At 72.9% G+C, this 25998-nt stretch carries 28 protein-coding genes; 14 read left to right on the top strand and 14 right to left on the bottom strand.

Going from position 1 to position 25998, the window contains the following annotated elements; genetic code table 11:
* Nucleotides 1-149: 149 nt before the first annotated feature.
* Nucleotides 150-884, bottom strand: a complete 735-nt coding sequence (locus B0I32_RS16880; protein ID WP_106240201.1) for a Clp protease N-terminal domain-containing protein — start codon at nt 882-884, stop codon at nt 150-152.
* A gap of 250 nt (nt 885-1134) precedes the next feature.
* Between B0I32_RS16880 and B0I32_RS16875 the strand changes: the two genes are divergently transcribed.
* On the top strand, nt 1135-1446 hold the full coding sequence (locus B0I32_RS16875; RefSeq protein ID WP_146178199.1) for an HflX-like GTP-binding protein: 312 nt from the start codon (nt 1135-1137) through the stop codon (nt 1444-1446).
* A 14-nt stretch (nt 1447-1460) separates the two neighbouring features.
* Here B0I32_RS16875 and B0I32_RS16870 read toward each other — a convergent pair whose 3' ends face one another.
* Nucleotides 1461-1913 carry a hypothetical protein gene (locus tag B0I32_RS16870; RefSeq protein ID WP_106239948.1) on the bottom strand — a complete coding sequence of 151 codons (453 nt, stop codon included), beginning with the start codon at nt 1911-1913 and terminating at the stop codon, nt 1461-1463.
* A gap of 246 nt (nt 1914-2159) precedes the next feature.
* Between B0I32_RS16870 and B0I32_RS16865 the strand changes: the two genes are divergently transcribed.
* Nucleotides 2160-3443: an MFS transporter gene (locus B0I32_RS16865; protein WP_219911846.1), complete on the top strand. Its 1284-nt coding sequence runs from the start codon at nt 2160-2162 to the stop codon at nt 3441-3443.
* A gap of 16 nt (nt 3444-3459) precedes the next feature.
* On the opposite strand, the gene B0I32_RS16860 is transcribed toward B0I32_RS16865, so the two are convergent.
* Nucleotides 3460-3849, bottom strand: a complete 390-nt coding sequence (locus tag B0I32_RS16860) for a VOC family protein (RefSeq protein ID WP_106239942.1) — start codon at nt 3847-3849, stop codon at nt 3460-3462.
* 336 nt (nt 3850-4185) lie between these two features.
* Entirely contained in the window at nt 4186-4983 is a 798-nt protein-coding gene (locus B0I32_RS16855; protein WP_106239940.1) for an arsenate reductase/protein-tyrosine-phosphatase family protein, read from the bottom strand.
* A 172-nt stretch (nt 4984-5155) separates the two neighbouring features.
* Between B0I32_RS16855 and B0I32_RS16850 the strand changes: the two genes are divergently transcribed.
* Nucleotides 5156-6088: a M56 family metallopeptidase gene (locus B0I32_RS16850; RefSeq protein ID WP_106239938.1), complete on the top strand. Its 933-nt coding sequence runs from the start codon at nt 5156-5158 to the stop codon at nt 6086-6088.
* A gap of 12 nt (nt 6089-6100) precedes the next feature.
* On the opposite strand, the gene efeB is transcribed toward B0I32_RS16850, so the two are convergent.
* The 3 genes from efeB to efeU are packed head-to-tail and all read right to left on the bottom strand — an operon-like array spanning nt 6101 to nt 9296.
* Nucleotides 6101-7327 carry an iron uptake transporter deferrochelatase/peroxidase subunit gene (gene efeB / locus B0I32_RS16845; protein WP_106239936.1) on the bottom strand — a complete coding sequence of 409 codons (1227 nt, stop codon included), beginning with the start codon at nt 7325-7327 and terminating at the stop codon, nt 6101-6103.
* On the bottom strand, nt 7324-8460 hold the full coding sequence (efeO, locus tag B0I32_RS16840; protein ID WP_106239933.1) for an iron uptake system protein EfeO: 1137 nt from the start codon (nt 8458-8460) through the stop codon (nt 7324-7326). Before efeO ends, efeB begins: the two co-directional genes overlap by 4 nt.
* Before the next feature lie 11 nt (nt 8461-8471).
* Complete coding sequence (efeU, locus tag B0I32_RS16835; RefSeq protein ID WP_106239932.1) at nt 8472-9296, bottom strand: iron uptake transporter permease EfeU; 825 nt, start codon at nt 9294-9296, stop codon at nt 8472-8474.
* Nucleotides 9297-9407: 111 nt separating this feature from the next.
* Between efeU and B0I32_RS16830 the strand changes: the two genes are divergently transcribed.
* Both B0I32_RS16830 and pdxR read left to right on the top strand, forming a co-directional pair.
* Nucleotides 9408-9800, top strand: coding sequence for a BlaI/MecI/CopY family transcriptional regulator (locus tag B0I32_RS16830; protein ID WP_106240197.1), 393 nt, complete (start codon nt 9408-9410; stop codon nt 9798-9800).
* Nucleotides 9801-9810: 10 nt separating this feature from the next.
* Nucleotides 9811-11238: a MocR-like pyridoxine biosynthesis transcription factor PdxR gene (gene pdxR, locus B0I32_RS16825; RefSeq protein WP_106239930.1), complete on the top strand. Its 1428-nt coding sequence runs from the start codon at nt 9811-9813 to the stop codon at nt 11236-11238.
* Nucleotides 11239-11272: 34 nt separating this feature from the next.
* On the opposite strand, the gene B0I32_RS16820 is transcribed toward pdxR, so the two are convergent.
* Nucleotides 11273-12637 (bottom strand): FAD-binding oxidoreductase, encoded by a 1365-nt coding sequence (locus B0I32_RS16820; RefSeq protein ID WP_106239928.1) that lies wholly within the window; start codon nt 12635-12637, stop codon nt 11273-11275.
* A gap of 181 nt (nt 12638-12818) precedes the next feature.
* Between B0I32_RS16820 and B0I32_RS16815 the strand changes: the two genes are divergently transcribed.
* Together B0I32_RS16815 and B0I32_RS16810 are read left to right on the top strand one after the other, a co-directional pair.
* On the top strand, nt 12819-13631 hold the full coding sequence (locus B0I32_RS16815; RefSeq protein ID WP_219911845.1) for a MarR family winged helix-turn-helix transcriptional regulator: 813 nt from the start codon (nt 12819-12821) through the stop codon (nt 13629-13631).
* 76 nt (nt 13632-13707) lie between these two features.
* Complete coding sequence (locus tag B0I32_RS16810) at nt 13708-14346, top strand: NAD(P)-dependent oxidoreductase (RefSeq protein WP_106239925.1); 639 nt, start codon at nt 13708-13710, stop codon at nt 14344-14346.
* Between the two features lie 79 nt (nt 14347-14425).
* On the opposite strand, the gene B0I32_RS16805 is transcribed toward B0I32_RS16810, so the two are convergent.
* Together B0I32_RS16805 and B0I32_RS16800 are read right to left on the bottom strand one after the other, a co-directional pair.
* Nucleotides 14426-15556, bottom strand: coding sequence for an SWIM zinc finger family protein (locus B0I32_RS16805; protein WP_106239924.1), 1131 nt, complete (start codon nt 15554-15556; stop codon nt 14426-14428).
* Between the two features lie 20 nt (nt 15557-15576).
* On the bottom strand, nt 15577-18309 hold the full coding sequence (locus B0I32_RS16800; protein WP_219911844.1) for a DEAD/DEAH box helicase: 2733 nt from the start codon (nt 18307-18309) through the stop codon (nt 15577-15579).
* Between the two features lie 102 nt (nt 18310-18411).
* Here B0I32_RS16800 and B0I32_RS16795 point away from each other — a divergent pair, with 102 nt between their 5' ends.
* From B0I32_RS16795 to B0I32_RS16785, 3 genes are read left to right on the top strand one after another with little or no spacing between them, the layout of a single operon-like run.
* Nucleotides 18412-19029 carry a DedA family protein gene (locus B0I32_RS16795; RefSeq protein ID WP_106239921.1) on the top strand — a complete coding sequence of 206 codons (618 nt, stop codon included), beginning with the start codon at nt 18412-18414 and terminating at the stop codon, nt 19027-19029.
* On the top strand, nt 19013-20140 hold the full coding sequence (locus tag B0I32_RS16790; protein ID WP_106239919.1) for a sensor histidine kinase: 1128 nt from the start codon (nt 19013-19015) through the stop codon (nt 20138-20140). The genes B0I32_RS16795 and B0I32_RS16790 overlap by 17 nt, the downstream gene beginning before the upstream one ends.
* A complete protein-coding gene (locus B0I32_RS16785) occupies nt 20131-20775 on the top strand; it encodes a response regulator (RefSeq protein ID WP_106239917.1) in 645 nt (214 codons plus the stop codon). The genes B0I32_RS16790 and B0I32_RS16785 overlap by 10 nt, the downstream gene beginning before the upstream one ends.
* A gap of 29 nt (nt 20776-20804) precedes the next feature.
* Here the strand turns inward: B0I32_RS16785 and B0I32_RS16780 are convergent, their stop codons facing one another.
* Both B0I32_RS16780 and B0I32_RS16775 read right to left on the bottom strand, forming a co-directional pair.
* Complete coding sequence (locus B0I32_RS16780) at nt 20805-21188, bottom strand: PPOX class F420-dependent oxidoreductase (protein WP_106239915.1); 384 nt, start codon at nt 21186-21188, stop codon at nt 20805-20807.
* 77 nt (nt 21189-21265) lie between these two features.
* Nucleotides 21266-22162 (bottom strand): sigma-70 family RNA polymerase sigma factor, encoded by an 897-nt coding sequence (locus B0I32_RS16775; RefSeq protein WP_106239913.1) that lies wholly within the window; start codon nt 22160-22162, stop codon nt 21266-21268.
* Nucleotides 22163-22303: 141 nt separating this feature from the next.
* On the opposite strand from B0I32_RS16775, the gene B0I32_RS16770 reads away from it, so the two are divergent.
* Nucleotides 22304-22765 (top strand): DoxX family protein, encoded by a 462-nt coding sequence (locus tag B0I32_RS16770; RefSeq protein WP_106239911.1) that lies wholly within the window; start codon nt 22304-22306, stop codon nt 22763-22765.
* Here the strand turns inward: B0I32_RS16770 and B0I32_RS16765 are convergent.
* Together B0I32_RS16765 and B0I32_RS16760 are read right to left on the bottom strand one after the other, a co-directional pair.
* Nucleotides 22730-23599 carry a GNAT family N-acetyltransferase gene (locus B0I32_RS16765; protein ID WP_106239908.1) on the bottom strand — a complete coding sequence of 290 codons (870 nt, stop codon included), beginning with the start codon at nt 23597-23599 and terminating at the stop codon, nt 22730-22732. The two genes, B0I32_RS16770 and B0I32_RS16765, sit on opposite strands and share 36 nt — an antisense overlap.
* A gap of 66 nt (nt 23600-23665) precedes the next feature.
* Nucleotides 23666-24379, bottom strand: coding sequence for an SDR family oxidoreductase (locus tag B0I32_RS16760; RefSeq protein WP_106240189.1), 714 nt, complete (start codon nt 24377-24379; stop codon nt 23666-23668).
* A gap of 156 nt (nt 24380-24535) precedes the next feature.
* Between B0I32_RS16760 and B0I32_RS16755 the strand changes: the two genes are divergently transcribed.
* Genes B0I32_RS16755 through B0I32_RS16745 form a run of 3 tightly spaced genes read left to right on the top strand, consistent with a single transcriptional unit; the run spans nt 24536 to nt 25980 of the window.
* Nucleotides 24536-25135, top strand: a complete 600-nt coding sequence (locus tag B0I32_RS16755) for a TetR/AcrR family transcriptional regulator (protein WP_106239907.1) — start codon at nt 24536-24538, stop codon at nt 25133-25135.
* Between the two features lie 27 nt (nt 25136-25162).
* Nucleotides 25163-25543 carry a hypothetical protein gene (locus B0I32_RS16750; protein ID WP_106239904.1) on the top strand — a complete coding sequence of 127 codons (381 nt, stop codon included), beginning with the start codon at nt 25163-25165 and terminating at the stop codon, nt 25541-25543.
* On the top strand, nt 25540-25980 hold the full coding sequence (locus B0I32_RS16745) for a MarR family winged helix-turn-helix transcriptional regulator (RefSeq protein ID WP_106239903.1): 441 nt from the start codon (nt 25540-25542) through the stop codon (nt 25978-25980). The genes B0I32_RS16750 and B0I32_RS16745 overlap by 4 nt, the downstream gene beginning before the upstream one ends.
* The last annotated feature ends 18 nt before the right edge of the window (nt 25981-25998 follow it).

Here is a 25998-nt window from a genome sequence, read left to right as displayed (position 1 = left end):
TCCTCAACGATCGCCTCCGCATCCGCCGTACGGCACCCGTCATCGCCCACGGCGGAACGTCTTCGCCGAGAGCGCAAGGCCGACAGCGGGAAGGCCGGCAGCGCACGGTCGCGGCTCAAGGGGCCGGGGCGAAGGCGGCCGGCGCGGGATCACGCGTTCTTCGAGCGCAGCATCCGTTCGACCGCGGGTACGATCTCCGCCTCCGCGGACTGCTTGGCCACGCCGAGCCCGGCCAGCGTGCCTACCACCGGCGCGTCGTCCAGCGACAGGATGCCGAGCAGGAGGTGCTCGGTGCCGACGAAGTCGTGTTCGAGGCGCAGCGCCTCGCGCGCGGCCAGGTCCAGCGCCTTCCTGCCCTGCGCGGTGAACGGCGTCGGCTGGGAGCCCGGCCCGTCGCCGGGGCCGAGCTCGGCCGTGACGGCGTCCCTGACCGCGTCCAGGGAGGCGCCGAGCGCCACCATGGTCGTGGCGGCCAGCCCCTCGGGCTCGCGCAGCAGGCCCAGCACCAGGTGCCCGGCCTCGATGTGGGCGTGGCCACCCGTACGGGCCTCCTCCTGTGCCTTGACGAGGACGCTGCGCGCCTTGTCGGTGAAGCGGGAGAAGGTACGCAGATCGTCCTGGAGGGGCCGGGAGTTTCCGCTGCTCTTGGGCACGAAGCGCTTCTGCACGGCCTGCTTGCTGACGCCCATGCTGTGGCCGATGTCGGTCCACGAGGCGCCGGAGCGCCTGGCCTGGTCGACGAAGTGGCCGATGAGGTGGTCGGCGATCTCGCCGATGTGCTCGGCCAGGGTGACGGCGTCGGACAGCTCGCCGAGGGGGTCGCCGTCCGGGTGGCGGTCCTTGATCGTGGTGATGAGGTCGTCGAGTCGTACGTTGCTCTGCATGCCGTCAACCATAGGTTGACGCACTGGAATCGTCAACCCTTGGTTGACGCAGGGGGTCTTCCGAGGCGGTGGTTCGACCTGGTTCGACTCTCCCGGCGCCCGTATCTAAGCTGCTGAGGTGCGTGGTGAGCGGAAGCGCCGGAAGGCTGGGCGACCATCTCCTGTACGTGCCCCCAAGGACGTCATCGAGGGCGGTGATGTCCTTCTCGCAGGTCTTTTCTCCGCCAGGCGGAAGGATCACCTGGCGTGTATGGATGCTCTGGCGGGAGAGGTGGCCGCTCTGGGCGGCCGGGTCGTCGGGTGCTTCGTCCAGCGGCGGGGGATCTCGGGTGGGAAGAAGGGACGGGCTCCCGGGGGGAGGGACAACATGGACCGGCCGTACTCCTCCAGGACGCTCATGAGCACGGGGAAGGTCCGCGAGATCGCTCAGGAACGCGCGGAGGCGGATGCCCTGGCGGTGGTGTTCTTCAATCCGCTGACCGGCAGGCAGCGCACCGTTCTCGGCGAACTCCTCGGCTGCCCGGTGTTCACCCGCGCGGATCTCCAGCCGCCTGGGGCATGAGCTCCCGGGCCGGATCACGCCGGGACGGGCCTCGTGGCTCTCACGTACGACCTGATCATCTCCAGGGACACGGCGATCGCGACGGTCCCGAGGAGTCCGTGATACCACCGCCAGCCCACGCCGATGCCGACGAAGCCGTCCACGATCATGATGCCGCCCCCGCCCACGACGGCCAGCGTCATCCCGGCCAGGACGAGCAGCATCAACGCGCGCGGCACGCCGCGGCCGGCCGTCGTGACCGTGGCCATGGCGACGCATGCGCCCAGCACGCCGGTCGCGGCGGCGAGCCACTGCGCGGTGGCCGGCTCGAGGAAGTAGCCGGCGGCCTCGGCGGCCGACACGGGCGGTCCGCCCGGGAACCCGAGCCGGGCCTGCGCGGCGAAGACGGCCTTCCCGGCGGCGTAGCCGAGGAACAGCGCCGCCATCAGGTACGCCGGCCAGCGCCGCGGACGATGGAGATCACTCATGGGCCCGATCGTAGGAAGCGCGCACCGGGCCTCGCCTCCCCGCGAAGGGGTGGGCCCCTCCCCCCAGCGGGGGATGAGGCGCGCGGGCGCAGGTCCGGCCGATCCGCCGGGACGGACCCGGAACCCTTGACGGACAGATGGTCCATCCTCCTGGAGCCGGCTCGCGCGGAAGCCCAGGTGAAACCCGGACTTCTCATGCTAGGAAATAGGGCTCATCATCGGACGGGACCAGGGTGGTGCATCGGCGTGGCGCGGGCGGCGGAAGACGAGGACATCGAGCGGCGACGCCGAAGGCGCTGGCCACTGCTGACGGCGGTGGCGATCGACTCCCTGGGCACGGGCCTGTATCTCCCGCTGTCCCTGCTGTACTTCCTCAAGGTCACCGACCTGGACCTGGCGACCATCGGGCTGCTGGTCAGCGTGACCACGGCGCTGACCCTGCCGGTGCCGATCGTCGTCGGGCGGCTGGCCGACCGGTTCGGGCCGCGGCTGGTGGTCGCCGGCGGCCAGGCGCTGCAAGGGCTCGGCTTCCTGCTCTACCTGACGGTCTCCGGGGCGGGGTCGCTGGTGGTCGCCGTCCTCGTGACGACGGTGGGGTTGCGGGTCTACTGGTCCTCGATCTTCACGCTCATCGCCGACCACGCCGACCACGCCCATCAGGTGGACGCCGAGGCGGCGGAGGCGAAGGATCACTGGTACGCGCGCACGGGGATGATCAGGGAGGCGGGCGCCGGCGGCGGAGCGCTGCTGGCCGGCGCGATGCTCGCCTTCGACTCCACGCGCGTCTACGACGGGCTGATCCTGGGCAGCGCGCTGGCGTTCCTGGCCGCCGCGCTCATGGTCGTGCTCACGGTGCCGGCGCTGCCCCATCAGCCGCCGCCGGCGGACCGTCCTTCCGGGCACCGGGCGCTGCTGCGTGACCGGCCCTACCTCGCGCTGATCGGGACGTGCACGATCTTCGCCCTGTGCAGCACGTTCCTCGCCCTGTCCCTGCCCGTCTACGTCGTCCAGGGACTGTCCGGCCCCGACTGGGCGCCCGGCCCCCTCCTGGCCATGAACACGCTGCTGCTCGCCACCTGCACGGCCGCCCTGACCCGGTTCGTCCGCCGCCGCTGGACCCGCGCCCGCGCCTTGACCTGGGCCGGCGCGTTGTGGGCGCTGTGGTGCCTCGCGTCGGCGGTCGCCGTGCTGCTGCCGGCGCAGGTGCTGGTGCCGTACCTGGTGGCGGTGGTGCTGTGTTACACCGTCGCGGAGATGATCTCCGGGCCGGCGACGAACGCGCTGGCGGCGGACGCGGCGCCGGCCGGGTCGCGGGGCACGTACCTGGCGTCGTTCCAGTACTCCTTCGCCATCGCGAACATCCTCGCCCCCGGCCTGTTCGGCCTGCTCTTCAACCAGAACCGGCTGCTCCCGTGGCTGGTCGTCGGCCTCCTCGCGGCGCTGGGCGCCGTCCTCATGCTGCGCCTGGAGCGCCGGCTGCCGCAGGAACGCCCGCCGGCCAGGAGCGGCCTGCCGGAAAGCGCGGGCTGATGCCGGCCGGGCCGGATCAAGCCTGGGCGGGCTGGAACAGTTCGACCAGGTTGCCCGCCGGGTCGGTGAGCAGGATCTGGCGTCCGCCGGGGCCGGCGACCACGTCGCTGGAGAAGGACGACAGCCCGGCGGCGCGGAGGCGGGCGATCTCGGCGTCGAGGTCGCCGACGATGAGGTGGATGCGGTTGCCCCCTGCGGTGAGGCCCGTGGGGGTGGCGCGGGCGCCGGAACTGGCCGGTCCGGACAGCAGCAGCCGCAGCGGTCCGCGGACGACGTCGGCGAAGGCGGGCGCGGCGTCGAGGCGCAGGGTGAAGCCCAGATGGGTGGTGTAGAAGTCGACGGCGGCGGCCACGTCGTCGACGAGATAGCGCACGCCGGCGAGCTGTTCCTGTGCTGGTGCGGTCATCAGGTACCTCCGAGGAAACCCCCGCCTTCAGGCGGGGGAGGAATCGGACCCCTGCGGAGCAGGACAGGGGCAGCCTGTTCGCCGGCAGGCGAACCGGCGTCAAAACGCCGCGCGACACGGCACGACTCGTTGATCTGTTCGGCGGTGGCGATAACCAAGCCGCCGGACGAACAATCAGGAACACCCTCGCCGCCGGGCTGGCGGAGAGGAAAAACGCCTGTGGAGCTGGTGTAAGACCTCAACGAGGATTTCCTTTCTCGGGCGGGCGACCGGCAGTGAAGCAGGAAGCCTCACGGGCGACCGTGGGAATCCCCCTCCTTCAGGAGGGGGAGGATGTCAAGACGAGACCTCCTGTGACGTGAGGACGGGCAGCAGGTGGCGGATGCGGATGTCGATCTCCGCCACGACGCGGTCGAACGCGAGGTGACGGGCCTCCTCGTCCCGCCCGGCTCCGCTGCCGCCGGAAGCGGAGGAGCCGGGCGCGGCGGGGTCGGGGATGCTCCAGTGCACCGTGCGGGAACGGGGCCCGAAGCTGGGGCAGACCTCGCGGACCTTGTCGCACAGGCTGATCACGTAGTCGAAGCGGCGGCCGGCCAGGCTGTCCAGATGCCGTGGACGCTGGTCGCTCACGTCGATGCCGTGACGTTCGCGCAGGACGCGCACGGCGTCCGGGTGCAGCCGCTCCCTGGGGTGGCTGCCCGCGCTGGCCGCCTCGGCCAGGCCGGCTGCGTGGTGGCGCAGCAGGGCCTCGGCGATCGGGGAGCGGGCGCTGTTGCCGGTGCAGGCGAACAGCACCACGGGCGGGCGGACGGACGCCGCTGAAGATGGAGGCGGGAGCGGGGAGAGGCGGAGCGCGGGGTGCAGGAGGGCGCCGGTGTCGGCCAGCGCCGCGGCACAACGTTCCAGGTCGAGGTGGTAGTAGCTGTCGCGGGCGTCGAACGTGCTGCGGCGGGCGGTGACCAGCCCGCCCCTACGCAGCTCCCGCAGGTGGTAGGAGACCAGGTTCTGCGGCTCGGCGACCAGGTCGACCAGCTCGCGGACCCGGTGGTCACCCGTGGCCAGCTCGGTCAGCAGCCGCCACCGGATGGGATGGGCGGCCAGCCGGACGAAGGCCGGGGTGGGCGAGCTCACCATGACCCCGACAATACATCAAACCAGTTTGATGTATAAGCCCCATGACCCCGGCCGGAAGCGGACGCCGCCGTCCACCGTCCCTTCCTTCCGCCCTTCAGCGACGTTAGGTTAGCTTTGCCTAAGGACCGCTCGGGGAAGCGGTCGCCGGTGACGCGTCCGCGGGAGCACCACCTTGTTCGATCATTTCGTCTGGTCCGTCGTGGCGGCCCCGGTGGCGTTGGTCGTCGTCATCGCGCTGCTCGCCGACCGGCTGCCCCCGGCGCCCGCGGCCAGGGTCCTGGCCTGGTCGGCGGCCGGGACCGCGCTGGCGAGCGTGCTCAATGTGGCGGCGTTCGCCGTCAAGGCCGCCGCCGAGGTTCCCGCGGTCGCCGGATATTTCGGGTGGTCCTATCAGACGGTGATCGCCGACACGGGAAATGTGCGCTGGGCGCCGTGGCTGTGCGTGGGCCTGCTGGTGTGGGCGGCGGTGGCCGCCGGCCGGGTGGTGCGGCGTCATCGCGGCGGGCGCGCCCTCGCGGCGCGATGGGCCGGGGCCGCGGCCCATGACGGGGTCGTCGTGGTTAGGAGCCCGCGGGTGGAGGCGTTCGCCGTCCCGGGCAGGCCCGGCCACGTCGTGGTCACGACCGGGATGCGGAAGATCCTCACCGATCAGCAGTACGAGGCTCTGCTCGCCCACGAACGGGCGCATCTCACCCAGGGCCATCCCGCGCTGATGGTGCTGAGCGACCTGGCCGGCGCGCTGCACCCCGCGCTGTGGTGGGTCTCCGACCGGGTCGGCTACCTGACCGAACGGGCCGCCGACGAGCACGCGGCAGCGGCGGTCGGCGACCGCACGGTCGTGGCCAGGGCGATCGGCACGGCGGCGCTCGCCGCGCACGGCCGGCCTTCGCCGCAGGCCGGCAGGTTCGCCTCCTTCGCCAGGCCGAGGCGCCCAGGCGCGATACCGCGCCGGGTCGCCGCGCTGCTCGGCCACCAGAACGCCGGCGGCCGGGCCTGGCCGGCCGCCATTCCCGCGGTGCTGGCGGCGAGTTCGCTCATCTGGACCGGAGAGGCCCTCTACGATCTGGTCGAACTGCTCGTTCTCGCCCACGGCGCCCTGCACTGAGGCGGGGATCGTTCATCCGAACAGGGCGCGTCCCCAGTAGTCCCCGGCGTCCCTGACGCCGGGCGGGCAGGCGAACACGCCGCTCGACACGTGCTTGATGTACTCGTTGAGCCGATCGGCCTTGGCCAGGCCCATCTGCACCGGCACGAACTGCTTCCGCGGATCACGCTGGTAGGCGATGAAGAACAGCCCCGCGTCCAGCCGGCCGAGCCCGTCGGAGCCGTCGACGTAGTTGTAGCCGCGCCGCAGCAGATGCGCGCCGCCGTGGCTGCTGGGATGCGCCAGCCGTACGTGGGCGTCGGGTTTCATGGCCGCGAGGTCGACCGGGTCGAACTCGTTCTTCCGGCCCACGGGCGCGCCCTCGCCCTTGCTGCGGCCGAAGATCTCCTCCTGCTCACGCAGCGAGGTGCGGTCCCACGTCTCGACGATCATGCGGATCTTCCTGGTCACCAGGTAGCTGCCGCCCGCCATCCAGCCGGTGCCGTCCTCCGCCCTGGCCCAGAGCTGGTCGCGCAGCAGGGCCGCGTCCTCCAGCTTCATGTTGTTGGTGCCGTCCTTGAAGCCCATCAGGTTGCGCGGGGTCACCTGGGCGCGCGAGGTGGAGGACGTACGGCCGAAGCCGAGTTGTGACCAGCGCACCGACACCTTGCCGAAGCCGATCCTGGTCAGGTTGCGGATGGCGTGCACGGCGACCTGCGGATCGTGCGCGCACGCCTGCACGCACAGGTCGCCCCCCGAGATCTCCGGCACCAGTTGCTCGCCGGGGAACTTCGGCAGGTCGGCCAGGGCCGCGGGGCGTCTGGCGGCCAGCCCGAAGCGGCGGTCGAACAGGGACGGGCCGAACCCGATCGTCAGCGTCAGCCCCGAGGCGGGCAGGCCGAGCGCCTCACCGGTGTCGTCCGGCGCGGCCTCGGGCGAGCCGCCGGCCGCGCCGAGGGCGCCGGCCTCCTGCCCCTGGGTGAGCCGGGCGGCGGCGGCCGTCCACTCCTGCAGCAGGTCCACCAGCTCGGCCCGCTTGTCGGTGACGACGTCGAAGGCGACGAAGTGCAGCCGGTCCTGGGCGGGCGTGACGATGCCCGCCTGGTGCTCGCCGTAGAAGGGAAAGGGGTCGGCGGTGGTGGCGTGCGCGGCGGCCGGCTCCTGGAGGAGCGAACGGGACGCGATCGCGCCGGCGCCGGCTGCGGCGACTCCCGCCGCGCCGAGGCCGAACACCTTCCTGCGACTCAGCCGTTCGTTCATCGCGCCACGATCGGTGCGATCTCGCTGATCGGCTCGGCCAGCGCGTTGATCACGTCGGACAGGCGCTTGAGCTCGGCCTTGGACAGCTCGTCGTGCAGCCGCCAGCCGTCACCCTTGCGATGCTCGCCCAGCTCGGTCTCGGCGGCGGCGAACTTCTCGTCCAGGGTCTTGACCAGGTCGGGCGCCCGCTCCTCCAGCACCGGGCGCAGCGCCTGCACCGCGGCCTTGGAGCCCTGGAGGTTGGCGTCGAAGTCCCACAGGTCGGTGTGCGACCAGGTGTCCTCCTCACCGGTGATCTTCCCGGTGGCCACCTCGTCGAGCAGTTCCTTGGCGCCGTTGGCCAGGTTGAGCGGGGTGAGCTCGGCGGCGTTGGCCTTGGTCACGATGGTCTTGACGTCGGCGATGAGCTTGTCGGCGACGGGCCCGTCCTTGCTCACGTCCTTGGTGATCCACAGATCCTTCTCGATCTTGTGGAAGCCGGTCCACTCCTCGCCGTCGGCCAGGTCCGCCTCGCGGGCGTCGATCGCCGGGTCGAGGTCGCCGAAGATCTCCGCCACCGGCTCGATGCGCTCCCAGTACGTACGCGAGACAGAGAAGAGCTCCTTGGCCTTGCCGATGTCGCCCGCCTTGACCGCGTCCACGAACTCCTGTGTCTTGACCAGCAGCGTGTCGCTCTGCGACTTGACGTAGCGCTGGTAGCTCCGCGTGGCCTCGGCGAGCTTGGCGTCGGCGGTCAGCGGCTTGTGCTCGCCGGTCACTTTGAGCGGGTTGCGGATGCCCTTGCCGACCATGCCGGGCTTGCACGCCGTCTCGTAGGTTCCGGCGGGCAGCTCGGCGATCAGCTCGCGGGTCAGCCCGGGGACGATGTTCTCCACCTCGGCCAGCACGCGGTCGCCCGGCGCGTACACGTAGAACTCGGTCACCTTGCTGCCGCCGTTCGTGATCGCGAACGTGCTGGTGCCGGCCGCGACCTCCGAGACGGCGACCTTGCACTCGGTGTCGCTCGCGTTCACGGTGACCTTGCCCGGCTTCGGCGCCGCGCCCGGGGCGGGGGCCTCCGCCGCGCAGGCGGTCAGCGCGGTCAGCCCGGCCAGGGCGAGAGCGCCGGCGGTGAGACGGATGGTGGCGGACATGGTGCTCCTGTTCAGACCGCGGGCGCGGGAGAAGGCTGGGTGCGCGCGGGGCGCAGGAAGAGGAAGAGCGTGGGGATCAGGTAGGCGGCCCAGGCGATGGTCTCCGCGACGCTGGGCTGCGGGGTGATGTTGAGCATTCCGGCCAGCAGGGCGCCGTACCAGGAGTCGGCGGGCAGGACGGCGCTGAGGTCGAAGGCGTAGGTGCTCAGGCCGGGCAGGACGTTCGCCTCCTGCAGGTCGTGCACGCCGTACTTGAAGATGCCCGCCGCGACCAGGATCAGCAGCAGGCCGGTCCAGGTGAAGAACTTGGTCAGGTTGATCCGGACGGCCGACTTGTACAGGCCGTAGCCGAGCACCACCGCGGCGAGCAGGCCGAGGCTGATGCCGATGAGCGGCTGGGCCGAGGTGGTCGCGCCCTGCACGGAGGCGAAGAACAGCAGGGTGGTCTCCAGCCCTTCGCGCGCCACGGCCAGGAAGGCCATGACGACGACGGCCGCCGGCCCGAGCTCCAGCGCGCCGGCGAGCTTGCCGCGCAGCTCGCCGGAGAGCGCGCGGGCGGCCCGGCGCATCCAGAAGATCATCCAGGTGACGAAGACGACGGCCAGCAGCGAGGTGATCGCGTCGAAGAGCTCCTGACCGGTGTGGCCGAGCCTGGCGGCGGTGAAGGTCAGGATCGCGCCGAAGCCGACCGAGAGCGCCACGGCGGCCAGCACGCCGGTCCAGACGTGCGGCAGCCGGTCCGAGCGGTCGCTCTTGACCAGGAAGGCGACCAGCACGGAGACGACGAGAGCCGCCTCCAGTCCTTCGCGCAGGCCGATGAGAAAGCTGGCGAACACCGATTTGCTCCAATGCTTGGGCGAGCGGGCCAACGCTCAGCCCTGCTACACGCTTGTAGAAGTTAACATAGGCTCACCTAACTAGCCAGGCGGGCCGGTAGGGTGGGCGTGATGAACGAAGATCCGGCGGACGGTTCTCCCGATCAAGGCCGGCGCCGCCGGCCCGGCGAACTGGAGGCGGCGATCCTCGCCACTCTGCGCGACGCGGGGCGCTCGCTCACGCCCGGTCAGGTCCGCGATCTCGTCGATCCCGAGGGCGGGCTGTCCTACAGCGCCGTCGTCACCACGCTGGTCCGCCTGCACAGGAGGAAGGCGGTCGCCCGCCGCCGCGAAGGGCGCGCCTACCGCTACGGCGCTCTCACCGACGCCGCCGGGCTGGTCGCGCAGCGGATGAGCGCCCTGCTCGACGCCGAGGACGACCGCGCGACCGTCCTGCGGCGGTTCGTCGGCGAGCTGCATCCGGGCGACGAGGAACTCCTGCGCCGGCTGCTGGCCGACGAGTAGGGTCCGTTCCGTGGGGCGATCGAGGACCGGTTCCGGGCCGGCCGAGGACCTGCTCATCGAGCTGGACCGCGACGCCGGAGTGCCGCTGCACCGGCAGATCGAGGCGTCCATCCGCACGAGCATCCGGGCCGGCCGGTTGCGCGCCGGCGCGTCGCTGCCGCCCACCCGCACCCTCGCCTCGGGGCTCGGGGTTTCCCGCGGGGTGGTCGTGGAGGCCTACCAGCAGCTCGTGGCCGAGGGCTACCTGGCCAGCCGCTCGGGCGGCTACACCCAGGTCGCGGCGTCGATGCCGCCGGCCGCCGCCGGCGCGGACCCCGCACAGGCGACGGCGCCGGGCCCCGGTTTCAAGGTCGACTTCGGGTACGGGCGCACCGACGTGTCGCAGTTCCCCCGGGCCGCCTGGCTGCGCTCGGTCCGCAGTGTGCTCACCACCACGCCCAACGACCGGTTCGCCTACCTCGACGGGCGCGGGGTGCCCGAACTGCGCCAGGCCCTGTGCGACTACCTCAACCGGGTGCGCGGCACCCTGGCCGTCCCCGGCAACGTGGTCGTCTGCAACGGCTACGCCCAGGGCATCTCGCTGCTGATCCAGGTGCTCGCGGCACGCGGCGTCGAGCGGATCGCCATGGAGGACCCCTCGTCCGCCGACGACGCCCGGGTGCTGGCCGTGGACGCGGGACTCGACGTGACCGGCATCCCGGTGGGCCCGGACGGCGTCCGGACCGACGCGCTCGACCGGGCCGACGCCGACGCGCTGATCCTCACGCCGTCGCACCAGTGGCCGACCGGCGGGGTGCTGCCGGCGGCGGCCAGGGCCGAGGTGATCCGCTGGGCCAGGCGCCGCGGCGCGATCGTGATCGAGGACGACTACGACGCCGAATACCGCTACGACCGCTCTCCCGTGGGCGCCATGCAGGGCCTGGCCCCCGACCACGTCGTCTACTGCGGCACGGCCAGCAAGACGCTCGCGCCGGGGCTGCGGCTCGGCTGGATGGTGCTGCCCGCCCACCTGGTCGCCGACGTCGCCGCGGCGAAGCTGCTCGCCGATCGCGGTTCACCGGTCATCGACCAGCTGACGTTCGCCGACTTCCTCGGCCGCGGCGAGTTCGACCGTCACCTGCGCCGGATGCGCCCGGTGTACCGGCGGCGCCGCGACGTCCTGCTCGGCGCGCTGCGTACCCGTCTGCCTGAGCTGCGACCGGCCGGGATCGCCGCCGGGCAGCACGTGGTCGCCTGGCTTCCGCCCGATCTCGACGAGGCGGCCGTGGTGGCGGCCGCCGCCCGGCACGGGCTCGGCGTTCAGGGCGTCGGGCCGTACCGGATCGCCGCCGCCGGGCCCGGCGGCCTGATCTTCGGTTACGCCATCCTCGGCGAGAGCGCCATCACCGAAGGGGTCGCGCTGCTGGCGACGGCCATCCGGGAGGTACGGAGCTCCTGACGCGGCCGGTCACGATGCTCGCCGCCAAGGCCGGTCACCGTGCTGATCGCGCCGGGCGGATGTTCTGGTTCAGGTGGAACACGTTCGCCGGGTCGTACGCGGTCTTCACCGCGGTCAGCCTGGCCAGCTTCGCGTCCGAGTACGCCCGCCGCACACCGCGCCGCTCATCGGCCAGTTCGTCGGCCGTCAACGAGTTGACGTAGATCCCGCCGGCGTACGGTTCGAGCGCGGCCCCGGCGGCGCGGGCGGCACCCATCCTGGCGTCGTCCTCGGCCGGGTCGCTCCAGCGGGAGCCGGCGCCGAACTCGAACATCGTGTCGCGGTGGCTGAACGCCGCATCCGCCTCCGGGACGTCGGCGATGGCGCCGCCGTGCGCCTGGAGGCCGACGCCCGGCAGGCCCGGATCGGCGCTCAGGTCGGAGCCGCCGCGCAGCAGAAACGCCTCGATGGCCGCGGTGGGAAAGCTTCGCAGGTAGTGCCCCTTGGCGTAGCGGCGGTACGCGTGGCCGCCGGTGGAGTCCTCGCGGCGCTGCAGTTCGACGTACGACGGCGTGGTGACGCGGGTGGCGACGGGACGCCCGAGCGCCCGCATCGCGGGCAGCAGCCGACGGCCCTCGGCCGGGTCGCCGACCCACACGAACCCCAGCGTGGCGATCGGGCCGGAGGGAGTACTGCCGACACCGGCGGTGAACGTCGCCTGCCGGGGCGCGACCGCGTTCAGGTCGCGCCAGCCCTCGATGACCGGGACGGCGTCCTCGGCGCGGAAGTCGAACTCGGCGACCAGGGTCCGCGTGCCGGTGTGGTGCAACCGGAACACGAACTCGGTGACGACGCCGAAGTTGCCGCCACCGCCGCGCAGGCCCCAGAACAGGTCGGGGTGCTCGGTACGGCTCGCGGTCACCACGTCGCCCTCGGCGGTGACCACCGTGTAGGAGACGACGTTGTCGCAGGCCAGGCCGTACTGGCGGGCCAGCCAGCCCATGCCGCCACCGAGGGTGAGCCCGCCGACGCCGGTGTGGGAGACGTTGCCGGCGGTGGTGGCCAGGCCGTACGCCTGGGAGGCCCGGTCCAGCGCGCCGAGCAGCGCGCCGCCCTGCACCCGGGCCAGGCGGCGGGCCGGGTCGATCCGCACGCCGCCCATGGGCGTCAGGTCGATCATGAGACCGTCGTCGGGCACGGCGAAGCCGGCGGCGTTGTGGCCGCCGCAGCGCACGCCGATCTCCAGGTCCTGTTCGCGGGCCAGTCGCACCGCGGCCACCACGTCGGCGACGGATGTCGCGCGGACGATCATGCGTGGACGCCGGTCGATCATGGCGTTCCAGACGGTACGGGCGCTGTCGTAGCCGGTGTCGCCAGGCGTGAGCACCTGGCCCTCGAAGCGGGTCGCTGTCGTCGTCATGTCCTCAGCCTGGCAGGAATCGGTACCCTCGATAAGGTCCGATCCGACCAGCTGTCAGAGGACCAATTCAGTCGGCGGAAAATCTTCGGCCCGAGTCGTCGAATCCGGGCCGCGTCGTTCGTAGCCAGGGTGAAGGGCCGCCCACGAGGGGCGCCGTCACGACCGAAAGAGACGCCGACCGATGCTGACGCACCCACAGGCCAAGATCCGCCGCATGTTCGAGCTCATCGAGCCGATCGCCACCATCGCCTTCTCCGAGGCGGTGAACGAGGCGTTCCTGGCGCTCGGCATGCGCAACTACTGGGACGGATACTTCGCGGGCCGCGCCGCGCCGCTGGGACTCGCGCCGGCCGGGGTGGTGCACGCGGTGTTCTACAACTTCGCCGAGGGCGAGGTGGCCCGCCACATCCCCTGGGTCTGGGGGAAGATCACCCCGGAGGAGGCGATCGCCGTACGCGAGCGCGCCAGCGCCGCCGCGCTGCGGCAGCGGATCGGGGAGCTCGCCGACCAGCCCGGCCTGGAGCGGGCCGCCGACCTCGCCCTCCGGGCGGCCCGCAGCGCGCCGGCCGAGGGCCGGGCGCTGTACGCCGGGCTGCGGGAGCTCGCCGTGCCCGAGGAGCCGGTGGCCAGGCTGTGGCACGCGGCGACGCTGCTGCGCGAGCACCGGGGGGACGGCCACAACGCCGTCCTGCTCGCCCACGGCATCGGCGGCACCGAGGCCCACGTCCTGCTGGCCCTCTCGCTCGGGATGCGGGCGGAGGACTTCGGCCGGATCCACCATCTGCCCAAGGCGCGGCTGGCCGCCGTCGTCGACGGGCTGCGCGCTCGCGGCCTGGTGGACGCCGCCGGCGGGTTCACCGACGCCGGCCGGGAGACCAAGGAGCGGATCGAGGCGCGCACCGACGAGCTGGCCGCGCCGGCGTACGACGTGCTCGGCGCGGACGAGCTCGACGCGTTGATCGCGGGGCTGGAGCCGATCGCCGCCGCGCTCTAGGACGAGCGGGCACGCGGGGCGCTATGGTGGGTGTGAGTGGACACTTACTCACCCCAGGGAGAAGGAGCGGATCGGTATGAGGCTCACCGTCTTCGGAGCGACCGGCGGCACCGGGCTGGAGCTCCTGCGTCAGGGGCTGGAGCGGGCCCACGAGATGACGGCCGTCGTCCGCGACGCCTCCCGGCTCCCCGCCGACCTGCGGGACCGCCTCGACGTCGTGGAGGCCGACGTCATGGACCCGGACGCCGTCGCGCCGGCGGTCAAGGGCCGCGACGCCGTGCTGAGCGCGATGGGCACGCGCGAGCGCGGCCCCACCACGGTCCATTCCGGCAGCATCACCTCCATCATGGCCGCCATGCGCCGCACCGGTTCGCGCCGCCTGCTGATGGTCAGCGCCTCCGGCATGGTGGCCGGCCCCGACGACGGTCCCCTCGTCCGGTACGTGCTCAAGCCCCTCGTCGTCCAGCGCCTGTTCCGCCACTCGTACGCCGACCTGGCCAGGGCGGAGGAGCTGCTGCGAGCCGGCGACCTCGACTGGACAATCGTGCGCCCGTCCCGCCTGACCGACGCCGGCCGTACCGGCGCCTACCGCACGGCCATGGACCGCAACCTGCGTGGCGGCATGAACACCACCCGCGCCGACCTGGCCGCGTGCCTGCTGGAGCTGATCGGCGACGCCGCCTCGGTGGGTCACGTCGTCTCGGTGGCCACCTGACCCGCGCCCGCGCCCAAGAGCCGCGTTCGAGACGCCGTGTTCGGGAGCCGCGTCCAAAAGCAGCGTTCAGGAGCCGCGTTCAGGACAGCAGGGCCGCCGGGTCGCGCTCGGGCGGCCCGGCGGGCCACCAGTCGCCTTCGCGCAGCGTGAAGGGGTACCAGCGGCCGTCGCGGCCGTAACGCAGTTGCAGGGAGCCGAGCGTCCAGCGGTTGCGCCAGATCCGCACCTCCGGCCGGGTCTCGTCCTCCCAGGCGGCCTCCAGCAGCGCCTGGGCCCTGGCCACGTCGCGGCGCGGCGGCGTCCAGGCGTTCTCCAGCGCGTCCAGGCCGTCCGCGCCGCCGTACCGCCAGGCCTGCACGGCGGCGTCCGGGAGCCCGCCGAGGCCGAGGTCGTGCTCGGCGGCCAGCCTGACGTGGTCCTGATGCTCGGTCAGCTCCGGCAGGCGGCCGCGCAGCAGCAGCTCGCGGGCCCGCGCGGCGGCGGAGGCGGCCAGCCCGGCCAGGGCGGCCACGTCAACGCCCGGGGCCGGCGCCCAGGTGGGGAGCGTGCGGGGGACGTCGGCGGGCGGCGGTTCGGGCAGCGCGGGCACCCCTGCCGCGTACGCCGGCGCGACCGGCACCCCTGCCGGAGCCGCCCGGGTGGAGGGGGCCGGGGCGTCGCGTCCCTGCAGGGCCTCGACGAGGTCGCGCTCGCCGCGGCCGCGCAGGAGCAGCAGCACGAACGGGTCGGCGTCCAGCAGCCAGGACGCCTGGTAGCACAGGGCGGCGGCGTGCTTGCACGGGTGACCCCAGTCGGGGCAGCCGCACTCGGGCTCCAGGTCGCCGACGGCGGGCAGCAGCGGCACGGCCGCGTCCGCGGCGGCCTCGACCAGGTCGTGCGGCATGTCGCCGTCGAGCAGGGCGGCGATGTGCCCGGACTTGGCGGCCACCTGGTCCAGGAAGCGTTCCCAGGCGGCGTCGCCGAGCTGCTCGACGCGGACGACGGTGTCGTACTCGCTCTCGGCGACGGCGGCCAGCCGGCCGGGGCTGACGGTGATGGGGCCGAGCTGGCCGGTCTTGGCGTACGCGCGCCCCTTGCGCAGCAGCTTGTGATCCAGGGAGGTGTCCTCCATGGCCTGGACCCAGGCGCGCCCCCACCAGGTGGTGGCGAAACGGGCGCCCGCGCGCTGCGGCGGGAAGGCGGGGAAGCCGCGGGCGGCGCTGGCGGTCATCGGGGCTCCAAGTGCGGGGGTCATCTGAGCTCCACGAGGGCGGCGAGCTCGGCGTCGGTCAGCTCGGTGAAGGCGGCCTCGCCGGAGGAGAGCACGGCGTCGGCGAGCGAGCGCTTGGCGGTGAGCATCTGGGCGATGCGGTCCTCGATCGTGCCTTCGGCGATGAGGCGGTGCACCTGGACGGGCTTGGTCTGGCCGATGCGGTAGGCGCGGTCGGTGGCCTGGTCCTCGACGGCGGGGTTCCACCAGCGGTCGTAGTGGATGACGTGGTCGGCGCGGGTGAGGTTGAGCCCGGTGCCGGCGGCCTTGAGCGAGAGCAGGAACACCGGGGCGCTGCCGTCCTGGAAGCGCTGGACCATCTCCTCGCGGCGGGCCACGGGGGTGCCGCCGTGCAGCAGCTGGGTGGCCACCCCGCGGCCGGTCAGGTGGCGGTCCAGCAGGCGGGCCATGGCGACGTACTGGGTGAAGACGAGGACGGCGCCGTCCTCGGCGACGATGGTGTCGACCAGCTCGTCGAGCAGTTCCAGCTTGCCGGAGCGGCCGGGCAGGCGCGGGTCGGCCTCGTGCAGGTAATGGGCGGGGTGGTTGCAGATCTGCTTGAGCCCGGTGAGCAGCTTGACGATGAGGCCGCGCCGGGCCATGCCCTCGGCCTCGGCGATGCCGGCCATGATCTCGCGGACGACCGCCTCGTACAGGCCGGCCTGCTCGGTGGTGAGGGCGACGGGCCGGTCGGTCTCGGTCTTGGGCGGCAGCTCGGGGGCGATGCCGGGGTCGCTCTTGCGGCGGCGCAGCAGGAACGGCCCGACGAGCCGGGAGAGCCGCTCGGCGGTCTCGCCGTCGCCGGACTCGACGGGTTTGGCCCAGCGGGCCCTGAACGTGGCGAGCGGGCCGAGCAGGCCGGGCGTGCTCCAGTCGAGGATGGCCCACAGCTCCGACAGGTTGTTCTCCACGGGGGTGCCGGTCAGGGCGACGCGGGCGGCGGCGGGGATCTCGCGCAGCGCCTTGGCGGTGCCGGAGGCGGGGTTCTTGACGTGCTGGGCCTCGTCGGCGACGAGCAGGCCCCAGGGGTGGGCGGCCAGCGCGGCGGCGTCCAGGCGCATGGTGGCGTACGTGGTCAGCACGAAACCCTCGTCCGCGAGCGTGCGTCCCGGACCGTGGTAGCGGCGGACGGGAACGCCCGGCGCGAACCTGGAGATCTCGCGCTCCCAGGTGCCCAGCAGCGAGGCGGGGCAGACCACGAGCGTGGGACCGGCGCTCCCGTCCTGGTCACGGTGCAGGTGCAGCGCGATGAGGGTGATCGTCTTGCCCAGGCCCATGTCGTCGGCCAGGCAGGCGCCCAGGCCGAGCGAGGTCATCCTGGCCAGCCAGCGCAGCCCGGCGAGCTGGTAGTCGCGCAGGGTGGCGGCCAGGCCGTCGGGCCGGACGGCGTCGGCGGGCTCGGACAGGCGTTCGCGCAGCTCGTTCAGCCAGGCGGTGGGCTCGACGGGCACCTGCTCGCCCTCGACCTCGACCGTGCCGGTCAGGGCGGCGCCGAGCGCCTCGATGCCGGTCAGCGGCTTGAGGTCGCGCTGGCGGGCCCGGCGGGCGAGCTCGGGGTCGATGAGCACCCACTGGTCGCGCAGCCGTACGACGGGGCGGTGGGCCTCGGCCAGGCGGTCCATCTCGGCGGCGCTCAGGCGTTCGCCGCCGAGGGCGAGCTGCCAGTCGAAGCTGGTCAGGTGGTGGCCGCCGAGGAAGGAGGGCATGTCGGAGGGCGCGGGGTCGCGGTCGCCGATGACGGCGCGGGCGCTGAGGCCGCGGACCAGGGACTTGGGCCAGTGCACGTCCACGCCGGCCGCGGCCAGGCGGTCGGCTGCGCCGGCCAGCAGCTGCTCGACGTCGCCGTCGGTCAGGATGAGCTCGTCGGGCACGGCGCTGTCGAGCAGCCGCTCCAGCCGGGGCCAGGCGCGGGCGGCGCGGCGGACGGCGAGGGTGGCCTCGATCTTGGCGCGCGGCCCGAAGCCGGGGTCGGCGCCCTGCCACAGGTCGGCGGCGTCCACGACGAGGGACGGGTCGGCCAGGCTGTGCAGCTGGGCGACGGCCCGGAATTCGGCGGCGAACTCGGCGGCGGACAGGTCGTCGGCCTCGATGCGCAGCGACAGCCGCAGGCCGGCGTCCAGCCCGGCCGAGACCTCCTCCGCCCAACCGCGCAGGTGCGGGACCTTCACCGGCTTGACCGCGGCGTAGGCGGCGGCGCCGGTGGCGCGGACGGCGCCGGGCGAGCGCGGCATGGCGTCGGCGACGGCGTCGAGGAAGGCGCGCAGGAGGGGTTCGGCGTCCGGCAGCAGCAGCTCGCCGGCGCCGTCCACCGGGACGGCGCGGGCGGCGGCGGGCATGGCGGCGGCCAGCTCGCGGACGCGCTGCAGGTCGTCGGCGTCCAGCGGGCCGGCGCGCCAGGAGTCGTGGTCGCCGGGGGAGAGGCCGGGCAGGATGCGTCCGCGGGTGAGCAGTTGCAGCGCGATGAGCGCGGCGCCGCCCCAGAAGCGGGCGGCCGGGTGGGCGCCGGGGTCCTTGCGGGCCCTTGCCAGGGTAGCCACCGCCGTGCCGACGGGGACGAGGGTGGCCGGGACGGTCCTGATGCCCGGCTCTTCAGCGTCGGCGATGGTGATCAGGTCATCGCCGCCGGGGTCGAGGAAGGCCACGTGCCCCGATCGTGGCGGGTCGCCGGGCTGGAAGATCGCCGCGTGCCGGGCCAGGTCCGTGGAAGAGCTCACGGCCGTACAGTGTACGGGGCGAATGGGGTGGGGTTTACCCCAGTGTCATACGGGCAGCGGCCTCATTCCGCACGTTCCCCGATTTTTCATAGCCTTGATCTCATGACTGACTGGCTGGTTGGACTGATGGAGAGCCTGGGCGCCCCCGGCGCCGGGATCGCCATCGCCCTGGAGAACCTGTTCCCGCCCCTTCCTAGTGAGGTGATCCTGCCACTGTCGGGCTTCACCGCCAGCAAGGGCGAGATGGATCTCCTCGACGTCCTGGTGTGCACGACGCTCGGCTCGGTGATCGGCGCGCTCGCGCTGTACGCGGTCGGAGCGCTGCTGGGCCGTGAGCGCACCCTGGCCATCGCCGGAAAACTTCCCCTGGTCAAGACCTCCGACATCGAGAAGACCGAGGCGTGGTTCCAGCGCCACGGCCGCAAGACCGTCTTCTTCGGGCGGATGATCCCCATCTTCCGCAGCCTCATCTCCATTCCGGCCGGCGTGGAGCGGATGCCGATCCTGACGTTCACACTGCTGACCACCGCGGGCAGCGCCATCTGGAACACCATCTTCGTGATGGCCGGCTACTGGTTGGGCGAGCAGTGGGAGCTGGTGGAGTCCTACGTCGGCATCGGCACCTACGTGGTGATCGGCCTCGTGGTGCTGGCGATCGTCGTCTTCGTCGGCGTCCGGCTGACCGAGCGGCGCAAGGGGAGGCATGCGAACCGCCCGTGACGGGTTGCGCCGGGCCGGCGCGGCCGGCGGCATCACGGTCGGATCGGTGGCGCTGGGTGCGCTCACCGCTCTGGCCGAGCTGGTGTTCCTGGTGCTGACGCTGCCGTTCCTGGGCAATCCCAACGTGCGGACGTCGGCGCGGCGGCTGGCCCGACTGGAGGCGTGGCGCCTGCGCCTGGACCCGTCCGCGCTGGACGCGCTGCACGATCGTGAGAGTGGCCGGGCGACGGGTTATCTGGCCGCGCGGGTGCCGGCCGGGGTGCTGGGCGGGCTGGTGCTCTTCGTGCTGGCCTTCGGGGCCGTGACCGCCGTCCGGATGGCGGCGGCGTGGGGCCGGGGCGAGCCGTTCGACCGGATGCTGCCCACGACGCCGCTGGTGGCGTACCTGTCGCTGGCCGGGTTCGTGGCGCTGTTCCTGGTGCTGTCGGGCCTGGCCGGGGTGCACGCGCTGGAGCGCCGCCTGGCGCTGCGCCTGCTGGGCCCCGACCCGACCGAGGTGCTGGAGCGGCGCATCGCCGAGCTGGCCGAGAGCCGGGCGGGCATCGTGGCGGCGGTGGACGCCGAACGCCGCAGGATCGAACGTGACCTGCACGACGGCCTCCAGCAGCGGCTAGTGGGGCTGTCGATGCTCATCGGCCGCTCGCTGCGCGGCCGCCCCGAGCTGCTCCAGCAGGCCCACCAGGAGGCGCAGCAGGCGCTGGCCGAACTGCGCGAGGTGGCCTGGCGGGCCTACCCGAGCGGGCTGGACTCGCTCGGGCTCGGCGAGGCCCTGGCCGGGGTGGCCGAGCGCTCCAGCGTGCCGGTCACGGTAGATTGCCGGCTGGACGAGCGGCCGCCCATGGCGGTGGAGACGGCGGCGTACTTCGTGGTGTGCGAGGCGGTGACGAACGCGGCCAAGCACGCCGGGGCCGCGCTCATCACGGTCGAGGTCGAACGGGAGGACGGGGCGGTGGCCGTACGCGTGCGCGACGACGGCGCCGGAGGCGCGCGGACGTCCGGCGGCGGCCTGTCGGGGCTGGCCAGGCGGGTGGCGGCGCTGGACGGCCGGTTCGAGGTCAGCAGCCCGGCGGGCGGGCCGACCGTGGTCACGGCGGTGCTCCCGTGCGGGTGATCCTGGCCGAGGACTCGACGCTGCTGCGTGAGGGCCTGATCCGGCTGCTGCTGGAGGAGGGCCACGAGGTGCCGGCCGCCGTCGGCGACGGGCAGGCGCTGGTGACGGCGGTGGCGGAGCACCGGCCGGACATCGTGGTGGTGGACGTTCGCATGCCGCCCACCCACACCGACGAGGGGCTGCGGGCCGCGCTGGAGATCAGGCGGCGCTGGCCGGCGATCAAGGTGCTGGTGCTGTCGCAGTACGTGGAGAAGCGCTACGCCACCGAGCTGATGAGCTCCGACGTCGAGGGCGTCGGCTACCTGCTGAAGGACCGGGTGGGCCAGGTGGGCGACTTCCTGGACGCCCTGGACCGGGTCGGCGCGGGCGGCGCGGCGTTCGACCCCGAGGTGGTGCGGCAGTTGCTGGCGCGTACCACGCAGGTGGATCCGCTGGCCCGGCTGACGGCGCGCGAGCGCGAGGTGCTGGAGCGGATGGCGCAGGGGCTGACCAACGCCTCGATCGCCCAGTCCCTGCACGTGTCGCAGAGCGCGGTGGAGAAGCACGTCAACTCGCTGTTCGACAAGCTCGGCCTGTCGCACACGACCGGCTACAGCCGCCGGGTGCTGGCGGTGCTGCACTTCCTGGAGTCGTGAGCGCGGCGGGGCGCGCCGGGGCCCGCCGTTCAGGCCGCGGCGAGCTGCCGGTCCGGCTCGATGACGGCGACGACCCGCTCCTCCTCGCGGGTGTAGGGGCCGCCGATGTACTTCGCCGCGATCCGGTCGATGATCTCCCAGGCGGCCTCGCCCTCGACCCACTCGACGACCCGGCCGCGCACGATCACCGGCTGGAACGGGTTGCCGGCCGCCGTCAGGGAGAGCGCCACGCGCGGGTCGCGGCGCAGGTTGCGGGCCTTGCGGCTGCCGGGTCCCGTGAGGATCACGATGTGGTCGCCGTGCGTGCCGACCCAGACGGGGACGGAGTGGGGAGCGCCGTCGGGCAGGACGGTGGCGAGGTGGGCGATCGAGGTGCCGTCGAGGGCCGCGCGGACGTCGGTGTCGAGCTTCATGGTGGGCTCCTGGCGCTGGTGAGTACGGACTGGAGTCTGCTCTGGAGTTCCTTGAGGAGACTCCATTAGATTACCACCTAACGTTCCCTTAGGGAACCCCGATTAGTCCTGTCGTCTTTGGCGCCGCCGAGAAGGACGATGTCGTGGCCGCGGATCCGGTCGGGGTCGGTGTCGACGGTGATGCTGGTGATCTTGCCGTCGGCGACGGTGAACGAGAAGACGGCCTTCGGCCGGTTGCGGTGTGCCCAGACGGCCGCGGGCACGCCGTCCACGAGGGCGAGCCGGGCGGCCTCGGCCCGGCCGGAGAAGAAGGAGGCCACCGCGTCGGCGCCGCGGAGCTCGGACGCCACGACGTCCGGATCGAGCAGTTCGAGCAGGGCGTCGAAGTCACCGTCGCGGGAGGCGGCCAGGAACGCCGCGATCAGGTCCCGCCTGGCCGGCTGCGCGGCGCCGGAGACCGCCGCCGTTCCCCGCACGCGGCGCCGGGCCCGGCTGGCCAGTTGCCTGGCCGCCGCCGGGGACCGGTCGATGACGGGCCCGATCTCGGCGAACGACACGGCGAAGACGTCGTGCAGGACGAACGCGAGCCGTTCCGCGGGGGTCAGCGTGTCCAGGACCACCATCAGCGCGACACCGAGCGAATCGGCCAGCAGCGCCTCGTCCTCCGGTCCGGCCTGACCGTGCGGATGGATGCCGGGCTGCGGCACGGCCGGCTCGGGCGGCAGCGCCCCCGCCGCGTCCTCGCGCCGGGCCCGGCGCGATTCGAGCAGGTTCAGGCAGACCCGGGCGACGACCGTGGTCAGCCAGCCGGCCGGGTTCTCCACCTGGCTGGTGTCGGCGCGGCTGACCCGTGCCCACGCCTCCTGCACCGCGTCCTCGGCCTCACCGGATGAGCCGAGCATCCGGTAGTCCACCGCGCGCAAACGCTCCTGGTGCTCGGCGAAGCGCTCGCTCACCCAGTCCTGCTCGATCATCTGTCACATTCCTTCGTCTCGGCCTTTCATACGAAGTGACCGGCGCCCGGACGCCGATGTGACATCCGGCGTCCGGCCTGCTGTTTCAGGCGGCGCCGAGCCCACCCACGAAGAGACCCCTACTGATCGAAAGAGACGGGAATGTCGAAGCACATCAAGACCGGTCTGTACTGGTTCCTGGCCCTGCAGTTCGCCCTGGGAGCCGTGACCAAGTACTGGCCGGGTGACACGATCTTCAGCACCGCGTACGCCGTGAAGTTCGCCGACTGGGGCTATCCGCCCTACATGCGCTTCGTGGTCGGCGCCCTGGAAGGAATCGCCGCCATCCTGCTCGTGATCCCGCGGCGGCGTACCCGCTTCCTGGGGGCCGTGACGCTGATGTTCGTGCTCACCGGAGCCGTCACCACCCACATCGTCAACCACGATCCGGCGGTGGAGAGCTGGGCCGCGCCGGCGCACCTCGTCGTCATGACCGTCATCGCGCTGGCCCACTGGCCGGCCGACTGGCGGCACCTCCTGCCGGGGGCCGGGCCCGACGCCCTCCCTCGCCTCGGCCCCGGGGGCACGTCACGGAGCGGCGCGGTACAGGTCCCGCCGTTCTGACACGCGTCTCAGGCCGGCCGAGAGGTAGGTGGCGACCGCGCCGGTGTTGGTGCTCGGGGTGTACACGACCACGCTGGACGAGCCCAGGTCCCGCAGGGCGCGGGCCGCGGCGAACGTGATCGCCCGGCCGTAGCCGTGGCCGCGGTGGTCGCGGTGCACCCCCATCGGCTCGATCAGGCCGAGCCTGCCCTGGCCGGCCGACCACACCGCCACGGCCGCCACCGCCCGTCCCCGCTCGTCGCGGGCGAGCAGGCAGCGGGCGTCCGCGTACGGCGCGCCCGCCGCCATCGCGTGCCAGCGCTCGCCGGTGAACGTCGACTTCTCGAACGACGCGTGCACGACCTCGGCCCATTCGTGCGCCTGCTCCGGCCCGATCACCTCGACGTGCACGCCGGGATCGGGAACGGGTGCGCCGAGGTCGCGCCAGAGCAGTGTCCACAGGTCGCCGTCGCGCCAGCCGTCCTCGGCCAGCAGGTCCCGGACCAGGGCCTCGGCCGGCGCCTCGACGTAGACCTGGCCCGCGGGCAGAGCGCCGCGCCCTGGCGCCGAGGCGTCCGCGGCCACCTGCCGCGCGAGGTCCCCGTCCCGCAGTGTTCCCGGCGCGAACGCCAGCCGCAGCAGGTCGGGACCGTCCAGCAGCCCGACCGCGAGGAGCTGCCCGGCCCGGCTCCAGGTCCGCGTGGCGCGCGCCGTACGCTCCGCGCCGAACCGCCAGAACCACCCCACGTCGCCCGGATGCAGTTGCACGGGCACCTCGTCGTCCTGCCACCCCGCCAGGACCCGCGTCACGTCGCCGAGCCGGCCGGCCTCGGGCGTGCCCATCTCGATCGTCATGCCCTCGATCAGACACCAGGCCCCAGGCCCGCCGCATCCGGATATTCCGCCGGCGCCGCGGCCAGGTCAGTTGGGCTGCCCGATCGGCCGGACGGTCACGGTGTTGACGTCGACGCCCGCCGGCTGGTCGAGCGCGTAGCAGATGGCCGCGGCGACGGGCTCGGGCGACAGGGAGTAGGCGGGGAGGGCGTTGTCCTGCCAGAAGGGGGTGTCGATCATGCCGGGGTTGACGAGGGTGACGCCGACGCCGCGGGTGGTGGCGTACATGCGCAGGTTCTCGGCGAGCCCGGTGACGGCCCACTTGGTGGCCGAGTAGAGGTTGGCCGGGCTGTTCTTCACCCCGACGACGCTGCCGACGAGCACCAGCCGCCCGCCGGCGGCCTCGAGGTGCGGCAGGGCGGCCCTGGCCAGCAGGGCCGGGCCGAGGACGTTGGTGAGGATCATCGGCGGCCACAGCGCCGGGTCGCCGTCGAAGATGGTCGAGCCCGGGCTGCGCAGGTGGTCGACGGAGGTGAACCCGGCGTTGGCCACCGCGGCGTCCAGTCCGCCGAAGCGCTCCACGGTGCGGGCCACGGCGGACTCGGTGGCCTCCCAGTCGGCCGCGTCGGAGATGAGGCCGAGCAGCCGGTCGGGGTGGCCGGTCTCGTCCAGGAAGGCCTTGAGCTTGCCTTCGTCCCGGCCGGTGACGGTCACGCGGTGGCCACGGTCGAGCAGCGACCGGGCGGCGCTCGCGCCGACGCCACTGGTCGCGCCGGTGATCAGTACGGTCTTGCCAGTCATGGTCATGCTCCCGAGAGATGGGGACGTTCGGATCGTCCGTAGGGCGCCGGAGCCGGCGCCGTCCGCGCCTCAGAAAAACTCCAACGCTCGTGTTGCTGTTTCCACTGTAACTCCGGTTGATTCCAACTGCAACGTTGGTGTTGGTACGATGTCCGCATGGCTTGGGACGTCGAGGGAACGAAGCGCCGCATCCACCAGGCGGCGCTGGCCGAGTTCGCCCAGCACGGCCAGGAGGGCACGACCGTCGACCGGATCGCCAAGCGCGCCCAGGTCAATCGCGAGCGGGTCTACAACTACTTCGGCGACAAGGCGAAGCTGTTCTCGGCGGTGATCCGTGGCGAGCTGGACCGGATCGCCACCGCCGTGCCGCTGGTCATCACCTGCCCCGCGGACGTCGGCGAGTTCGCCGGCCGGACCTTCGACTACCAGCGGGCCCATCCCGACCTGGCCCGGCTGGTGCTGTGGGAGGGACTGTCGGACACCGGCGGCATCCCCGACGAACTCGCCCGTACCGAGCTCTACGCCGGCAAGGCCGAGGCCGTGGCGGCGGCGCAGCGGGCCGGGCTGATCGACGACGCGATCGAGCCGGCCCACCTGGTCTTCCTCATCATCTCCCTGTCGAGCTACTGGTCGGCGGCGCCGCAGATCGCCCGGATGTTGTCCGGCGGCGACGCCGGCGACGACGCGGAAGCCGCCCACCGCCGCGCCGCCGTGGTCGAGGCCGCCCGGCGGATCGCCACCCCTCCCGCCCCTTGATGTATGCGTTTCGCATACACTTCGGGGATGGAACCGGCAGTGGAAGCAGCCATCGGCGAGTGGCACGCGAGCGTGAACGAAGCTGACCTGGAACGTGCGGCGAGGGCGGTCGGCGACGCGATCGTCGTCCTGGGCCCGAAGGGCGCTGGGACGATCACGCCCGCGCAGTTCGCGGAGTGGGTGGAACGCTCGGGCATCACCTTGCGCCCGCGATCGTGGCATCCGGTCGGCGACCGCCTCATGGTCGTGGAGGAGGACGCCACCTGGCCGGGTTCCCCGGCCCCGGCCCGGGTGGCGACGGTGTTCCGGGTGAGCGGCGGAAAGGTGACCGCCGCCCTGCGGCTGCCGGATCTCAGGCAGGCACTGGAGCTGGCGCACATCTGCGACGCGATGGCGGCCACCGCGTGAGCGGCGGCGGGCCGGGGCAGGCGCTGTTCGCGTTCGTCCGGTACTGGTCGCGCCGGCCCCCGGCCGGGGACGGCGAGATGGCCGAACGCGGCCGGCTCGTGCTCGTCGCCGAGGCCGTCCACGCGCTGGCCCGCCGGGGGAGCGCGGCGACGGTCAACGCCGTGGCCCAGGAGATCGGCATCGACCAGAGCGGCGCGTCGCGCCTGGTCAAGGCCGCGACGCAGGCCGGATACCTGGCCATGCGGCCATCGGACGCGGACGGACGGCAGCGTCAGGCGACGCTCACCTCGTCCGGCCATGCCCTGCTGGATCAGGCTCATGACTGGCAGGAGCGGGTCTTCGACCAGTTGACCGAGGGCTGGAGCGAACGGCGGCGGCGCGACTTCCAGCGGGCCATGACGGAGCTGATCGAACGGTCCGGCGCGCTGCGCGGCTGACCCCCCGCCGCTTCGTGC

The sequence above is a fragment of the Nonomuraea fuscirosea genome, assembly GCF_003001935.1.
Lineage (GTDB): Bacteria > Actinomycetota > Actinomycetes > Streptosporangiales > Streptosporangiaceae > Nonomuraea > Nonomuraea fuscirosea.
The sequence above is the reverse complement of the archived record's forward strand: the minus strand, read 5'-3'. Positions and strand labels throughout refer to the sequence as shown.

What these genes read in the sequence shown, in the direction of transcription:
- B0I32_RS16860 (WP_106239942.1), bottom strand. Translation starts at nt 3,849, where the DNA reads ATGACCGCACCAGCACAGGAACAGCTCGCCGGCGTGCGCTATCTCGTC.
- B0I32_RS16760 (WP_106240189.1), bottom strand. Translation starts at nt 24,379, where the DNA reads ATGACTGGCAAGACCGTACTGATCACCGGCGCGACCAGTGGCGTCGGC.
- B0I32_RS16795 (WP_106239921.1), top strand. Translation starts at nt 18,412, where the DNA reads ATGACTGACTGGCTGGTTGGACTGATGGAGAGCCTGGGCGCCCCCGGC.
- B0I32_RS16870 (WP_106239948.1), bottom strand. Translation starts at nt 1,913, where the DNA reads ATGAGTGATCTCCATCGTCCGCGGCGCTGGCCGGCGTACCTGATGGCG.
- B0I32_RS16820 (WP_106239928.1), bottom strand. Translation starts at nt 12,637, where the DNA reads ATGACGACGACAGCGACCCGCTTCGAGGGCCAGGTGCTCACGCCTGGC.
- B0I32_RS16805 (WP_106239924.1), bottom strand. Translation starts at nt 15,556, where the DNA reads ATGACCGCCAGCGCCGCCCGCGGCTTCCCCGCCTTCCCGCCGCAGCGC.
- B0I32_RS16790 (WP_106239919.1), top strand. Translation starts at nt 19,013, where the DNA reads ATGCGAACCGCCCGTGACGGGTTGCGCCGGGCCGGCGCGGCCGGCGGC.
- B0I32_RS16880 (WP_106240201.1), bottom strand. Translation starts at nt 884, where the DNA reads ATGCAGAGCAACGTACGACTCGACGACCTCATCACCACGATCAAGGAC.
- B0I32_RS16815 (WP_219911845.1), top strand. Translation starts at nt 12,819, where the DNA reads ATGCTGACGCACCCACAGGCCAAGATCCGCCGCATGTTCGAGCTCATC.
- efeB (WP_106239936.1), bottom strand. Translation starts at nt 7,327, where the DNA reads ATGAACGAACGGCTGAGTCGCAGGAAGGTGTTCGGCCTCGGCGCGGCG.
- B0I32_RS16775 (WP_106239913.1), bottom strand. Translation starts at nt 22,162, where the DNA reads ATGATCGAGCAGGACTGGGTGAGCGAGCGCTTCGCCGAGCACCAGGAG.
- B0I32_RS16855 (WP_106239940.1), bottom strand. Translation starts at nt 4,983, where the DNA reads ATGGTGAGCTCGCCCACCCCGGCCTTCGTCCGGCTGGCCGCCCATCCC.
- B0I32_RS16810 (WP_106239925.1), top strand. Translation starts at nt 13,708, where the DNA reads ATGAGGCTCACCGTCTTCGGAGCGACCGGCGGCACCGGGCTGGAGCTC.
- B0I32_RS16875 (WP_146178199.1), top strand. Translation starts at nt 1,135, where the DNA reads ATGGATGCTCTGGCGGGAGAGGTGGCCGCTCTGGGCGGCCGGGTCGTC.
- B0I32_RS16765 (WP_106239908.1), bottom strand. Translation starts at nt 23,599, where the DNA reads ATGACGATCGAGATGGGCACGCCCGAGGCCGGCCGGCTCGGCGACGTG.
- B0I32_RS16780 (WP_106239915.1), bottom strand. Translation starts at nt 21,188, where the DNA reads ATGAAGCTCGACACCGACGTCCGCGCGGCCCTCGACGGCACCTCGATC.
- B0I32_RS16750 (WP_106239904.1), top strand. Translation starts at nt 25,163, where the DNA reads ATGGAACCGGCAGTGGAAGCAGCCATCGGCGAGTGGCACGCGAGCGTG.
- B0I32_RS16830 (WP_106240197.1), top strand. Translation starts at nt 9,408, where the DNA reads ATGAACGAAGATCCGGCGGACGGTTCTCCCGATCAAGGCCGGCGCCGC.
- B0I32_RS16755 (WP_106239907.1), top strand. Translation starts at nt 24,536, where the DNA reads ATGGCTTGGGACGTCGAGGGAACGAAGCGCCGCATCCACCAGGCGGCG.
- B0I32_RS16770 (WP_106239911.1), top strand. Translation starts at nt 22,304, where the DNA reads ATGTCGAAGCACATCAAGACCGGTCTGTACTGGTTCCTGGCCCTGCAG.
- efeO (WP_106239933.1), bottom strand. Translation starts at nt 8,460, where the DNA reads ATGTCCGCCACCATCCGTCTCACCGCCGGCGCTCTCGCCCTGGCCGGG.